Origin of the sequence: Williamsia sp. D3, from assembly GCF_000506245.1 — a bacterium.
GTDB classification, from domain to species: domain Bacteria; phylum Actinomycetota; class Actinomycetes; order Mycobacteriales; family Mycobacteriaceae; genus Williamsia; species Williamsia muralis.
Genome location: NZ_AYTE01000013.1, coordinates 17269 through 29946, shown reverse-complemented (window position 1 = coordinate 29946; position 12678 = coordinate 17269). Strand labels below are relative to the sequence as shown.

Below are 12678 nucleotides of genomic sequence, written 5' to 3'. Positions count from 1 at the left end.
GAACATGCTTTCGATTGTAGTTACACGGTCTGACATATCTGCGCTTACCGAATCTTCGCCAAACTTACGAAATGGGGCTGGTTGCAGAAGAATTCGGCTTCGGGTTGCTTCTCAGAACAACGTATGCGGCCGGATGAAGTTGGCAAGATCGACCAGCAAGAAGCGCTGGGTTCGGTTCATCGTGCCCCGCGCCAGTCGCCGCAGTGATTGCTCGCAGCCCACACGCAGGCCGTGGTCGTTGAACGGGTAGCCCAGGATGTCGCCGCGCGCAGACGCGTCGGTGGGTGACTGGTCGGGTCGGCGATGGATCCAGCCGATGGCGATGCCGAGGACCAGGATCACCAGACGTTGTTTGCGAGGTTCGGTGTCGGACATGGCGTCCAGTCGCCTGGCGGCCTCGCGCAGCTGTTCCTCGGTGACCTCGGCGGGATCTCGGCCGTGGACAAGGGTGAGGATTGCCGTGCAACTCGCTGCGTTGTAGTGACGACTCGTGGGCGGAACGTCGTCGAGTGCTTTGACCGCGCCGTCGATGTCGCCGCCGGCGAACCGCATGCGAGCGAGCCCGAAAGCCGCGGTGACGATCGCGCGATCGGTCTGCCACAGCGTCCGATAGTGCTGCAACGCAACGTCATGGTTGTTCATCAGCTCTGCGGTCGCCGCCACCGCGAGCTTGGGTGCCACTTCGCCGGGCATGGCGGCCAGCACGTCGTTGAACCGTGCGTGCGCCACCTCCACATCGTTCATCAGCAACGCGCACAACCCCAGGAACCATTCTGTGCGCCACGACTTTCCGTGATGCTCCGTGGCCTGGTTGAGCAGGTCGAGAGCGGTCTGTGCGTCCCCGAGTTCGAGATAGGCGCGTGCCTCGATCAGGTCGATCTCTCGGGACGGGTGGTGGTCGGAGGGGTCGGTACCGATCACCGACGACAGTCCACCCTCGCGGGCGCTACGGATCGAGTCGAGTGTCTGGCTGGGTTCGGACAGCGCAGTCGAGTTGAGCAGTCCGGCAGCCGGATCCGACTGATCGACCAGCGGCACGGGAAGGGCGGCGACAACATCGGTGGTGTCGAGCTTGATCTGCGCGCGCACGGGTTCGAGGATTCCGTCCACGGGCGCGAGCATCATCTCGGTGCCGAACGTGGTGCGCTGTGGACTGAAGACCGTGGACAGGCCGGGTCGTGGCACGCCGGAATGCGCCGCGACCAACTCGCGGAGCACGTTGAGCAGCTGACCTGCCATCTCGTCGGCACTGGCGAAACGCTTGGTGGGATCGGGATGGGTTGCGCGCTGCAGCAACCGATAGAACGAGGGGTTGTCGGCGAACACCTTCGCCTCCGAGGGATCCGGCAGACCGTCGAGGTAGCGGCCCTTCTCCATCGGCATGTCTACAGTCAGGACGGCCAGGGTGCGGCCCAGGCTGTAGATGTCGGTGGCGATCTGTGGGCCGGTCTTGACGATCTCCGGGGCCTGGAAACCAGGTGTTCCGTAGAGATGGCCGTAACCGTTGATGGGGGAGACGGCCCCGAGGTCGATCAGCTTCACGTCCTCGCTGCCGACCATGATGTTCTCGGGCTTGATGTCGTTGTACACCAGCCCTACCGAGTGGAGGTAGTTCACCGCCGGCAGCACCTCGAGAAGATACGCGATCGCCTGCTCGGGAGTGAGAAGCTTTCGGCCGGGCCCACATTCGCCGTCCACGGCCGTGATGTCCTTGAGCGTGCTGCCGCCCACGTACTCCATCACGATGTACCCGAAGGTGTTGCCCACGGGGTCAACGTGCTCGACGAAGTTGTAGATCTTGACGATGCCGGGGTGTGACACCGACGCGAGGAACTGTCGCTCGGCCAGTGCAACTGCTTGTGCCTGTGCGTCTTTCGAGTTCAGAAGGCCCTTGAGCACAACGGGACGGTCGGACACATTGCGGTCGATGGCGAGGTAGATCCAGCCCAGCCCGCCGTAGGCGATGGCGCCCGAGATCTCGTACTGGTCGGCGACCATCGTCCCCTTGGCCAGGCCCGGTACAAACGAATAGCGTGCGCCGCAATGGCCGCAGACCCCGGTGAGCGGCCCGGCTCCCGGCCCGGACTGACGGCCGACCGGCCGCCCGCACTTCCAGCAGTTGCGCTTGCCCTCGGCCACCACCGCGTGGTCCATGACCGCATCGGCGGGCTCGATGTCGAAGACGCGCGGGACATCGACCAGGCCGCCGCCCATCCGGCGGCGACTGCGTGAGCTGCGGCTGGTGGGGACCATGGGCGTCTGAGCCGACAGCACCGGGTTGGTTGGCCGGTCTGGGCGTTCGTCTTGCTGTGTTCGTTGGGTCTGCTCGGTGAAGGCCATCTCCATCGGAACGGCTTGCGTTCCGATGTCGAGGTCCTCCATCGACACCGCCTGCGTCCCGACCTCGGTGTCGCCTTCGGCGGGATCATCGTTGTTCACGAATCACCTCTAGTCCCGGTACGACGGTTGTGGCGGATAGTATTTCGGCCCAAGGATAGACAGCCAGCGGTCGTAGATGTCGAACCAGGTGCCGTCTTCACGCATCTTCTGCAGCACGCCATTGGTGAAACGGACGAGGTCTTCGTCGTTCTTGTTGATGCCGATACCGTAGGGCTCCTCGCCGAGGCTCTGCCCGACGACGTGTACGTACGGATCCTGCGCTGCCATGCCCGCCAGGATCGCGTCGTCGGTGGAGACCGCATCAACCTGGCCCTGCTGCACCATCACCAGACAGTCGGCCCATGTGGAGACGGTGTCGACGATGGCGTCGGGCACCCGTTGCTGGATACGTGCGATGGACGTGGTGCCGCGGGCCGCGCACACGCGTTTGCCCGCCAAGTCGGCAACACCGTTGATGTCGGAGCTGCGCATAGTCAGGATGCGTTGCGACGCTTCGTAATACACGGTGGAGAACGCGATGTCCCGCAGTCGCTGGCAGGTGATGCTCATCGTCTTGACCACAACATCGACCGTACTGTCTTTCAGTGCGTTCATCCGGTCGTCGGAGTTTAGGATGCGGAACTCGATCCGCTCGGGGTCACCGAAGATCGCCCGGGCCAGCTCTTTGGCGACGTCGACGTCGAAGCCTTCAATGGTGCCGCTGATCGGATCACGGAACGAGAGCAGGTTCGACCCGATGTCCAGGCCCACCTTGAGCCAGCCCCGTTTGTAGATCGTCTCCATGGTGGTGCCCGGTGGCATCTTGCCGGGTTCGGGTAGCGGTCCGGGCGTCAGACTCGCCGTCGCATCACACGACTCGGTGGCGGGGGGAGGCTCGATCGGCACGTCGAGGCTCACCCCTGCCGGCTGTGGCCATGCGGCCGACGCCGAAGGCGGAAGACTCTCGGGCGCCTCGGCATTGACGCAGCCGGCCACCATGGTTGTGGCGAGCACCAGCGCGCCGGCCGCCACCAGGCCACGGAGTCCCGATCGCGTGATCATCGGTACTCCCGGATCCTGGGGAAGATCCCGACGAAGGCGGCGATGCCGGCCGCGATGCCCAAGAGCATGATCCCGAGTCCGGCGTACCCGATGACCACCCGTGCGGTGTTGATGTCGTCGCGGAACGTGTTGCGGGTGTCGGTGATGCCATCGACAAGGGCGGTGTCGAGGCGACTGTATGCCGCGGCCGACCCGTCGGGGTTGTCGCCCACCGCGATGGCGGTGGCGCCGTTGAAGTCGCCGGCGTTGGTGCGTTCGAGGATGGCGGCATGGGCATCGCGCCACAGGGCGAGAGCGTCGATCGCGTCGGCCACCGAGTCCTCGGCGACGTCCTTGCGATCGTCCTCGCGGTAGTCGGTCAGCACGGTGTCGATCTGTGCCACCGCTTTGGCGTACCCCGACTCGAGCTCCTGCTGATCGCCTCGCCGGACGAGCGAGAGGGTTTCATCGGACCGAGCCTGCTGGGTGAGGATGCGGGCCTGGGTCAGCTCGCGGAGCGGAACCGCGCCGCGGTTCTCGGCGTTGGCGGTGGAGTTGACCGACAGCAGGCCGCCGACGAGCAACCACAGCAAGCCGATCAGAACGCACCCGATGCCCACCAGCAATCCGAGGTTGAAGCGTCGTCGACTGCGCCTGGCGACGTAGAGGTGCGCGGCAATCATCGCTGCCAGCAGCAACATCAGAGCCGTGTAGACGCCCCACGGCGCATTGGTGAAGTTGGTTCTCGAATCGCCGATGGCGTCGGCGCGCTCGGCGTACAGCCGTTCGGCTGCGGGCAGGATCATCTCCTGCATCATGTTCGATGCCTCGCCGAGATACGCCGAGCCCACCGGATTGCCGAGTCGGTTGTTGATCCGGGCCGACTCGATCAGACCGGTGTACACGGGGATCTGGGCCGAGAGGGTGGTGAGGTCCTGCCGGGTCTCGGTGTTGTCCATCGCGGCGCCGCTGACCGACTGGATGAGGCGTGCGCCGCGGTGGCGACCGCATCGTTGTAACGCTCGCGGAGTTCGGGCGGTTCGAGGCCGCCGGAGATGAACGCCGAATTGGCGGCGGCGTCCGCGATGGACAGCGAGCTGTAGAGAACCTGCGAGGCCTCGGCGAGCGGCTCGGTCTGCACGATCATGTTCTCGAGCGTGGTGGTGCGGTCGTCCAGCGTGTCGGACGAATACCACCCGACGACCACCGACGAGATCAGCAGCACCAGCGAGATGATCATCAGTTTGCCGGGGCTGGTCCAGGCCAGCTCGCGCATGTTGGTGAGCGGGTTCTGGGTGCGCTCACGGGTCAGACTCAGTACTTCACGCCGGGTCAGGGGAGCGGGCCGATCGAACAGCGGCCGTCGGAAGCGGCCGCTGTACGGCTTCTCCGCATGCATGAGCCGGGTACGCAAAGAACTTGCGTTGCCGCCGGTCACGCGATCCCTTCTTCCTCCAGGCCCGCCTCGCGGGGCCAGGTCCTGATCGCAGATGAGTGGATGTGAAACCGACATTACTGCGAATCACCGAGCCCGTTGCGACAGTGCGGCCCTGTGTCACCCCGCCGGGGCAAGTAGCGTTGCACCGAGGTAGGTCGGCTGGGCGAGGAGGTGTCGCGTGCGGGGCGACGGCGACGGTTGGGTTTTCGACGCGGACGGATCGCGATATTGGGGACGGCATGGCGCTGCGGGCTTGTTGCTGTACACCCCGAGCGATACCAGTTCGGTCCTCGTTCTGCTGCAACATCGCGCTGTGTGGAGCCACCAGGGTGGCACGTGGGCACTGCCTGGCGGAGCCCGCGATTCACACGAGAGCGCGGTGGACACGGCCGTCCGTGAGGCCGACGAAGAAGCGGGGATCGCGGACGCCGAGCTCACCGTGCGTGACGAACTGGTGACGCACCGGGCGCCGAGCGGCTGGACGTACACCACGGTGATCGCCGAGGTGGCCGCCCCACTGGCCACCACCGCCAATCGCGAGTCGGTGGAACTGCGGTGGGTCAGCGCCGACGAGGTCGACGACCTGGCACTCCATCCCGCATTCGCTGTGAGCTGGCCCGAGCTGCGCAACAAGCTCAGCGCGTTCTCCCAATCCGACACCTGACCGTCCGACAACCGACCGCGGGGCGGGTCACTGCGCTGCGAGCGTTGCGCGTCGCGCCAAGTCAGCGAAGGCGGCGCGGAGTTCGGGCGGGCCCACCACCTCGATGTCGACGTCGAATCTGCACAGTCCGGCCGCCAGCGCCGCCCATGACCACGACCCCGACCGCAGTCGGCACCGCGAGGGTCCGAGTGACTCGACGACCCCATTGTGGGCGAATGGATGTACGTCCGTGGCGTCGGCGTGAAGGACCACATCACCGGTGCACGGCCAGCGGTCGGTGTTGTCGGTCGAACCCTTGAACCGGCCTTCCAAGAACGTGCCCACGTCACCCCCGGGGATGTCGCGACGGACGAACCGGGGTCCTGTCGGTGTCCTCGGAGACATGCGGTCCGCTCGGAAGACCCGCCAATCATCGGCGTCGGGATCCCACCCCACCACGTACCACCGGCCCAGCCGTGACACGAGGTGGTGTGGCTGCACCCTGCGGGGCGGACGCGCCAGGCCGGCGTCGTCACGATCGGTGTCCGTGTCGTCGGTACGGCCGTAATCGAAACGGAGTTCTTCGCCGCGTCGGATCGCGTCGCCGATGGCGAGCAGCACGTCGGTTACGGCTGTCGGTGGGTTGTTTCCCGCGAGGGGCGTGAGTTCGACCCCGTCGACTCGTGGCCGCAATCGGCTCGGCAGTACCTGCCGCACGGTGGTCAGTGCCCGAGCCGCAGATTCCCCGATGTCTGCGCCGGTGTTGGGTGCGGCCTGCAACGCGATCGCAATCGCGACGACCTGTTCGTCGTCGAACAGCATCGGGGGGACAACCGCGCCGGCGTCGAGCCGATAGCCGCCGTCGCGTCCCTTGGTGGCGCGGATCTCGTAGCCGAGTTCACGCAGCCGGTCCACATCGCGACGCAGGGTGCGCTCGCTGACATCGAGGCGGTCGGCCAGGAGCCACCCCGGCCAGTCGCGTGGTGCCTGGAGTAGCGACAGCAGCGACAGCAGTCGGCGCGAGGTACTCGTGGCGGGTGTCAGCGGCATGCCGTCAATTCTGCCGGGATAAGCGGACAAACTCTGACCTATGAGGTGCGCACAGTGGGCACCGGACCGGAAAAGCCGGTGTCCGAGCCTCAAAGGAGCAGATATGACCTACAGCGCAGTCACCCACCTCAACTTCGACGGTGAGGCCCGGGCGGCTCTCGAGTTCTACCGATCGATATTCGGCGGCGAGATGACCGTCCTGACCTATGGCGACTTCGGTATGCCAAAAGATGCCCCTGGCGCCGATCGGGTTGTGTTCGGCCAGATCGTGGGGCAGGCCGGATTCGGTCTGATGGCCTACGACGCGCCCGCACCTGCCGAGCCCTCACGCGCAGCCGCGCCCACGCCGGTCACCAGGCGCGAGAACGAGATGACCCTCACGAACTCGCCGTTCTTCGTGTCGGTCCGGGGTGAGAGCGTCGATGAGGTCCGTGCCCTGTGGGACGGGCTCGCCGACGGCGCCGACATCGTCGAAGAGTTCGGCCCCGCCCCCTGGGCGCCGGCCTTCGGCATGCTCACCGATCGTTTCGGTGTCACATGGATCATCGACGTGGCAGCGCAGTATTGATCTGGCACAGGCCGTCGCCGATCTACCGGTGACCGACTCTCAGTAGAGCCGGTTGGCCCCCGCGATCAGAGCACTCAGTGCCGACTCCTGACCGGTGCAGCCGTTCCCCATCGCCCAGGTGCGCCGGTCGTCGCGCTCGCACAGCAGGAAAGTGGCCACGCCGCCGGCGAAGTCGTATTGGTGGAGGCTGACGATCTCGACGCCGGCACCCAAGCGGTACAGCATGTCGGTGAGCGCGCTGATCGGTCCGGTCGCGGTCGCCGAGAGCGATCGGATGACGTCGCCGGTGGCGATGGTCGCCCTACAGTGCAAGAGGTCTTGTGGGGCGGCCGACGCGGTCCAGTTGCCGAGACGAATCGGTCCGGTCGTCGGCGCGTAGGTGTCGGCGAAAGCTGTCCACGTCATACCGGCGGCCTCGGCCCGCAGCGGCGATGGCAGTGATCTGCCATAGCGGGAGGCAAAAGGATCGGGCGCGGTGGCCTGGGAATGTGGGGAGATCGGTGTATCTGGTGTGGTGAGAGTGTTCATCGACAAGGTCTTCCGGAGAAAAGGATGACCAGCAGGTAGCGCTCACGGCCCGCAACGGGGGGCCGGTCGGATCAGACCCCGCTGCGGTGAACTACGAGAATGCGCTTCATGATTCGCCAACCATAGTCCTCAGGATTTTGTCCTTGCAACCAGTTTGTCCTTCAAACGGCGGGCAGCGTTACAGGGATCGTCCGAGGCGGTGATCGCGCGCACCACCACGATGCGGTCGGCGCCGGCGTCGAGTACCTCCGCGAGTCGCTGTTCGTCGATGCCGCCGATGGCGAACCAGGGCCGCCGCGATGCCAGGTCGGCGGTGGCACGCACGAGGTCGAGACCCGGTGCGAAGCGGCCCGGTTTGGTCGGGGTGGGCCAGCAGGGTCCGGTGCAGAAGTAGTCGACCCCCGGCTGCTCGGCAGCGGACGTCGCCTGCTGGACATCGTGGGTCGAACGGCCGATCACCACGTCCTCGCCCACGATGCGGCGGGCCAGATCCACCGGCAGGTCGTCCTGCCCCAGGTGCAGTACATCGGCGCCGCTCAACGCTGCGATATCCGCTCGATCGTTCACGGCCAGCAGCGCGCCGTGGCGTGCGGTCACCTCGGCGAGCGCACCGAGGAGATCGAGTTCTTGCGCGGCTTCGAGGGGCCCGAACTCGCGTTCGCCAGCCGACCCCTTGTCACGCAACTGGATGACGTCCACGCCGCCGGCCAGCGCGGCGTCCGCGAACTCGACGAGATCGCCGCGTTCACGCCGGGCGTCGGTGCAGAGGTAGAGCTGGGCGGTGGTCAGGCGATCGCGGGCATTCACGATCGCCGAATCTACCTTCTGCCAAGACCATGGCCCGGCCTCCTGGCCGAACCAGCGGGCTGGCCTGCGGTCCGAACCGACGGAGTAGTCTGTCGGTCAGTACACACACGGGTGCCCGAGGGATGCGTCGGGCTGAGATCTGGGTCGCGAACCTGCCCATGACCGTTACACCTGATCCGGGTAATGCCGGCGAAGGAAGAAGGTGGGATGAAGTCTCTCGCAATCGTCGGTGGCGCCGTCATCGGTCTGGCATGTGCGGTTCGTGCCGCCGAATCCGGCTGGCAGGTAACCGTTTACGATTCAGGTCACCTCGAGCCGCAGCGCGGCGACGGGCTCGTTTCCACCGCGGCATCTCGGGTGGCGGCCGGGATGCTGGGCATTGCGGGGGAGAGTCGCACCGGTGACGACGTCTACCTCGCGTTTGCCGAGCAGGCGATGTCGCGCTGGCCCGAGTTCATCGACAGGCTGGGCGACGATCAGGTGGTCGCTGCCTCCTCGAGCCTGATGGTGGGTGTCGACAGCGCGGACGTCGGCGAGTTGGCCATGGTCGCCGAATGGCTGGCCCGACGCGGCCATCCGATAGAACCGTTGACCGGCAGGGAGATCCGCGCACTCGAGCCCGCGGTGTCGGGACGGGTTCGCAGTGGTTACCTGGCCCGGCGAGAGATGGCAGTGGACAATCGCCGCCTGCTGGCCGTGCTGGCCGACCGCGCGGCGACGTCGGGAGTACGGATCGAGACCACAACAGTGCACGACCTGGCGGAGATCTCCGCCGACCAGGTGCTGCTCGCCGCAGGTGTCGGGTCGGCCGCACTCTGGACCGGGCTCCCGGTCTATCCGTCCAAGGGCGAAGTTCTGCGACTCGGATCCACGCCCGGCGCACTGCGTCCGCCGAAACACGTTGTGCGCGGCCGGGTCAACGGGCGAGCGGTGTACGTGGTGCCTCGGCCCGACGGCGTTGTCGTCGGGGCCACCCAGTACGACAGCGGGTTCGACCGGCGACCCGTGGCCGGTGGGGTGGCGGACCTGCTCACCGACGCCATCGAGCTCATGCCGTCATTGCGCGAGTACCACCTGCTCAGCGCCGAGGCGGGACTGCGTCCCGCAACACCCGACGGAATGCCACTCATCGGCAGGCTCGACGACCGGACGATCGTGGCGACGGGTCACGGTCGCAACGGGATCCTGATGTGCCCGGTCACCGCAGATCTGGTGGCAGACATCCTCTCCGGCAAGGAGATCGACCAACCAGCTACAGAACCAGGGAGATTCGCATGGCAACCGATGTAAACGTCAACGGCGACGACGTTCGGCTACCCGATGGGGCGACCGTGCTGACATTGCTCGACCAACTCGACCTCCCCCGTACCGGGGTCGCCGTTGCCGTCGACGGCGTGGTTCATCCGCAGTCCCGTTGGGCGCAAGAGCTGGGGCCTTGTGAGCGGATCGAGATCCTCACGGCGGTGCAGGGTGGCTGAACAGCTCACGGCACCTGACGAATTGACTCAGGCGGGTACAGCTGCCGACGACTCCCTGGTGATCGCGGGCCGCGAGTTCACGTCCCGGCTCATCACGGGCACCGGCGGCGCCGCCAACTTGGCGATTCTCGAAGACGCGCTGGTCGCCTCCGGCACCGAGATGACGACGGTGGCCATGCGCAGGGTCGATGCCGGCGGACGCACCGGAGTGCTGGACCTGTTGCGCCGCTTGCAGATCGAGGTGTTGCCCAACACCGCTGGCTGCCGGACCGCCGCCGAGGCCGTGCTCACGGCCCAACTGGCCCGGGAGGCACTCGACACCAACTGGGTCAAGGTCGAGGTGGTCGGCGACGAACGGACCCTTCTCCCGGACGGACCCGAGTTGATCGAAGCGGTCGATCGTCTGGTCCAGGACGGGTTCGTGGTGTTGCCGTACACCAACGACGACCCGATCCTCGCGCGACGACTCGAAGACGCCGGAGCCGCCGCCGTGATGCCTCTCGGCTCACCGATCGGCACAGGGCTGGGCATCAGCAACCCACACAACATCGAGATGATCGTCGCGACTGCAGGCGTGCCGGTGATCCTGGATGCGGGCATCGGCACCGCGAGCGACGCGGCCCTGGCCATGGAGCTCGGTTGTGACGCGGTCTTGCTCGCTTCTGCGGTGACCAGGGCTGCCGATCCGGCCCGGATGGCTGCCGCGATGCGTTCGGCAGTGACCGCGGGCAGGCTGGCCCACGGTGCCGGCCGGATCCCCAAGCGGTTCTGGGCACAGGCGTCGTCGCCGCAGCTCGACAGCTGAGACCGCCGGTGAAGATCAGTCACAAGGATGAGGTGGGCGGCGGTGCTGCTCTGGCACACTGAGGGCCATGATCAGAGTTCAGGGCCTGACGAAGGTCTATGGCAAGAACCAGGTGGTCAGCAACCTCACGTTTGACGTGAAACCAGGTGTGGTGACCGGTTTTCTGGGTCCCAACGGTGCAGGCAAATCCACCACCATGCGGATGATCCTGGGACTGGACCGTCCCACGTCGGGTACCGCGACCATCAATGGGTTGCCGTACCGCGACCTCAAGAGGCCGCTGACCCAGGTGGGCGCACTGCTCGACGCCAAGTGGGTGCATCCGAACCGCACCGCCCGTAGCCACCTGCGCTGGATGGCGGCGTCCAACGGGATCCCGAACCACCGTGTCGACCAGGTGCTGGCCGATGTCGGACTCACCGAGGTGGCGGGCAAGAAGGCCGGGGGCTTCTCGCTCGGCATGTCCCAGCGCCTCGGGTTGGCGGGTGCACTGCTCGGCGACCCAGGCGTCCTGCTCTTCGACGAGCCGGTCAACGGCCTCGATCCCGAGGGCATCGTCTGGATCCGAAAGTTCATGCGGGCTCTGGCCGACCAGGGTCGCACCGTGTTGGTGTCGAGTCATCTGCTCACCGAGATGTCGCTCACCGCAGAACATCTCGTGGTGATCGGCCGCGGGCAGCTGATCGCGGATGCGTCTGTCAAGGACTTCACCAGCAGCGCGCAGGTCACCGTCCGCGTGCGTAGTCCCAAACTCGGCGAACTGCAGGCTGCGCTCGCCGCGGCCGGGCTGCGTTCGGTGCCGGTGGCCGACGACGGGGCAGGCCCGTCGTTGCGCCTGGAAAACGTCACCACCGACCAGGTCGGCGACATTGCTGCGGCCAACGGCATCGGTCTCCACGAGCTCTCGGGCAAGACCGCTTCGCTCGAGGAAGTCTTCATGTCGATGACCGCGGGCGCTGTCGAATACCACGGCAACGACGCGATGGCCTTTCCCGGACAACAACAGTCGGTAGCGTCCTATCCTGCTCAGCAAGGTCAATTCGCTCCACCGCCACCGGGGTGGGGTCCGCAACCAGGTGTGCAACCGCCTGCGGGCCAACCGGGTTACGCGCAACCGGGTCATCCGCAATCAGGTTGGGACGAAGCGGGTCAGAATCAATCTGGGGGTAAAGCCTGATGCTCACCAACGCCGTAGCGGCAGAGCGCATCAAACTCGTGACCACCAAGTCGCCGTACTGGTGTGTCGGCATCGTCATCGTTCTCGGACTGGGACTGGCATTCCTCCTGGGGTGGGCCACAAATGCCGACAACACCTCGGACGGCGAAGTCAACGTCTCCGACTTCGTGGTCGGTACCACCGGATTCGGTGTCACGGTTCTCATGATCATGGCCGTGCTGGCGGTCACCAGTGAGTTCCGTTTCGGCACCATCCGGACGTCGTTCCAGGCGGTTCCGCAGCGTTACAACGTCCTGTTGGCAAAGGCGGCCGTATACGGCGGGCTGGCTGCGGCAGTCACGTTTGTGCTCACCCTCATCTCGGTTCCGATCGGCAAGGCGATGTCGGGTTCCGACGTCGACCTGCTCGGTTCCCACGCCATCCGGCTGTATTGGGGCGTTCCGCTCTACGCATTCCTGGCTGTGCTGATCGGGTTGGGTATCGGGGCACTGATCCGCCAGACGGCCGGTGCGATCGTCGTCCTGCTGGTCTGGAGCCTGGTGCTCGAGAACGTGCTGTCGGCGATCCCGAAGGTCCAGGATGTTGCCGGACCCCTCATGCCGTTCCTGAACGCCAACCACTTCATCGATGGCCGAGAACTCGGATTCGATTGGTACTGGAACGAATACGGTTCGCTGTTCTACTTCATGGTGATCACCGCGTTGGTCTTCGGTGCGGCGATCTACGTGACCGACCGCCGCGACGCCTGACCAGACGACGCCGGG

General features: G+C 66.0%; 14 protein-coding genes and 1 riboswitch. Of the genes, 7 read left to right on the top strand and 7 right to left on the bottom strand.

What is annotated here, in order from left to right; translation table 11 throughout:
• Nucleotides 1–111: 111 nt before the first annotated feature.
• The 4 genes from W823_RS38195 to W823_RS57690 all read right to left on the bottom strand — a co-directional run bounded on the left by W823_RS38195 (nt 112) and on the right by W823_RS57690 (nt 4858).
• Entirely contained in the window at nt 112–2382 is a 2271-nt protein-coding gene (locus W823_RS38195; protein ID WP_051406429.1) for a serine/threonine-protein kinase, read from the bottom strand.
• Nucleotides 2383–2448: 66 nt separating this feature from the next.
• The gene (locus W823_RS38190; protein ID WP_023956301.1) at nt 2449–3441 is read right to left on the bottom strand and encodes a glutamate ABC transporter substrate-binding protein; all 993 of its coding nucleotides are present in this window, start codon (nt 3439–3441) and stop codon (nt 2449–2451) included.
• Complete coding sequence (locus W823_RS38185) at nt 3438–4379, bottom strand: hypothetical protein (RefSeq protein WP_152538013.1); 942 nt, start codon at nt 4377–4379, stop codon at nt 3438–3440. Before W823_RS38185 ends, W823_RS38190 begins: the two co-directional genes overlap by 4 nt.
• The gene (locus W823_RS57690) at nt 4310–4858 is read right to left on the bottom strand and encodes a hypothetical protein (RefSeq protein ID WP_152538012.1); all 549 of its coding nucleotides are present in this window, start codon (nt 4856–4858) and stop codon (nt 4310–4312) included. Before W823_RS57690 ends, W823_RS38185 begins: the two co-directional genes overlap by 70 nt.
• Before the next feature lie 178 nt (nt 4859–5036).
• Between W823_RS57690 and W823_RS38180 the strand changes: the two genes are divergently transcribed.
• Nucleotides 5037–5522 carry an NUDIX hydrolase gene (locus W823_RS38180; RefSeq protein ID WP_023956299.1) on the top strand — a complete coding sequence of 162 codons (486 nt, stop codon included), beginning with the start codon at nt 5037–5039 and terminating at the stop codon, nt 5520–5522.
• Between the two features lie 27 nt (nt 5523–5549).
• On the opposite strand, the gene W823_RS38175 is transcribed toward W823_RS38180, so the two are convergent.
• On the bottom strand, nt 5550–6551 hold the full coding sequence (locus tag W823_RS38175; RefSeq protein ID WP_023956297.1) for a YafY family protein: 1002 nt from the start codon (nt 6549–6551) through the stop codon (nt 5550–5552).
• A gap of 103 nt (nt 6552–6654) precedes the next feature.
• On the opposite strand from W823_RS38175, the gene W823_RS38170 reads away from it, so the two are divergent.
• A complete protein-coding gene (locus tag W823_RS38170) occupies nt 6655–7119 on the top strand; it encodes a VOC family protein (RefSeq protein WP_023956295.1) in 465 nt (154 codons plus the stop codon).
• A gap of 39 nt (nt 7120–7158) precedes the next feature.
• Here W823_RS38170 and W823_RS0128480 read toward each other — a convergent pair whose 3' ends face one another.
• Both W823_RS0128480 and thiE read right to left on the bottom strand, forming a co-directional pair.
• On the bottom strand, nt 7159–7647 hold the full coding sequence (locus tag W823_RS0128480) for a 2-isopropylmalate synthase (protein WP_023956293.1): 489 nt from the start codon (nt 7645–7647) through the stop codon (nt 7159–7161).
• Nucleotides 7648–7776: 129 nt separating this feature from the next.
• Nucleotides 7777–8457: a thiamine phosphate synthase gene (gene thiE, locus W823_RS38165; RefSeq protein ID WP_031331770.1), complete on the bottom strand. Its 681-nt coding sequence runs from the start codon at nt 8455–8457 to the stop codon at nt 7777–7779.
• Between the two features lie 94 nt (nt 8458–8551).
• Nucleotides 8552–8671: riboswitch (TPP riboswitch) on the top strand.
• On the opposite strand from thiE, the gene thiO reads away from it, so the two are divergent.
• The 5 genes from thiO to W823_RS38140 all read left to right on the top strand — a co-directional run bounded on the left by thiO (nt 8662) and on the right by W823_RS38140 (nt 12663).
• Complete coding sequence (gene thiO, locus W823_RS38160; protein WP_051406428.1) at nt 8662–9744, top strand: glycine oxidase ThiO; 1083 nt, start codon at nt 8662–8664, stop codon at nt 9742–9744. (Overlaps the previous riboswitch by 10 nt.)
• A complete protein-coding gene (gene thiS, locus W823_RS38155; protein WP_023956287.1) occupies nt 9729–9932 on the top strand; it encodes a sulfur carrier protein ThiS in 204 nt (67 codons plus the stop codon). The genes thiO and thiS overlap by 16 nt, the downstream gene beginning before the upstream one ends.
• Nucleotides 9925–10737 (top strand): thiazole synthase, encoded by an 813-nt coding sequence (locus W823_RS38150; RefSeq protein ID WP_023956285.1) that lies wholly within the window; start codon nt 9925–9927, stop codon nt 10735–10737. Before thiS ends, W823_RS38150 begins: the two co-directional genes overlap by 8 nt.
• Nucleotides 10738–10804: 67 nt before the next feature.
• On the top strand, nt 10805–11914 hold the full coding sequence (locus W823_RS38145) for an ABC transporter ATP-binding protein (protein WP_023956283.1): 1110 nt from the start codon (nt 10805–10807) through the stop codon (nt 11912–11914).
• Nucleotides 11914–12663, top strand: a complete 750-nt coding sequence (locus W823_RS38140) for an ABC transporter permease (protein WP_023956282.1) — start codon at nt 11914–11916, stop codon at nt 12661–12663. The genes W823_RS38145 and W823_RS38140 overlap by 1 nt, the downstream gene beginning before the upstream one ends.
• Nucleotides 12664–12678 lie beyond the last annotated feature (15 nt).

What these genes read in the sequence shown, in the direction of transcription:
- W823_RS38185 (WP_152538013.1), bottom strand. Translation starts at nt 4,379, where the DNA reads ATGGACAACACCGAGACCCGGCAGGACCTCACCACCCTCTCGGCCCAG.
- thiS (WP_023956287.1), top strand. Translation starts at nt 9,729, where the DNA reads ATGGCAACCGATGTAAACGTCAACGGCGACGACGTTCGGCTACCCGAT.
- thiO (WP_051406428.1), top strand. Translation starts at nt 8,662, where the DNA reads ATGAAGTCTCTCGCAATCGTCGGTGGCGCCGTCATCGGTCTGGCATGT.
- W823_RS38170 (WP_023956295.1), top strand. Translation starts at nt 6,655, where the DNA reads ATGACCTACAGCGCAGTCACCCACCTCAACTTCGACGGTGAGGCCCGG.
- W823_RS38140 (WP_023956282.1), top strand. Translation starts at nt 11,914, where the DNA reads ATGCTCACCAACGCCGTAGCGGCAGAGCGCATCAAACTCGTGACCACC.
- W823_RS38195 (WP_051406429.1), bottom strand. Translation starts at nt 2,382, where the DNA reads ATGGAGGACCTCGACATCGGAACGCAAGCCGTTCCGATGGAGATGGCC.
- W823_RS38190 (WP_023956301.1), bottom strand. Translation starts at nt 3,441, where the DNA reads ATGATCACGCGATCGGGACTCCGTGGCCTGGTGGCGGCCGGCGCGCTG.
- W823_RS0128480 (WP_023956293.1), bottom strand. Translation starts at nt 7,647, where the DNA reads ATGAACACTCTCACCACACCAGATACACCGATCTCCCCACATTCCCAG.
- W823_RS38175 (WP_023956297.1), bottom strand. Translation starts at nt 6,551, where the DNA reads ATGCCGCTGACACCCGCCACGAGTACCTCGCGCCGACTGCTGTCGCTG.
- W823_RS38145 (WP_023956283.1), top strand. Translation starts at nt 10,805, where the DNA reads ATGATCAGAGTTCAGGGCCTGACGAAGGTCTATGGCAAGAACCAGGTG.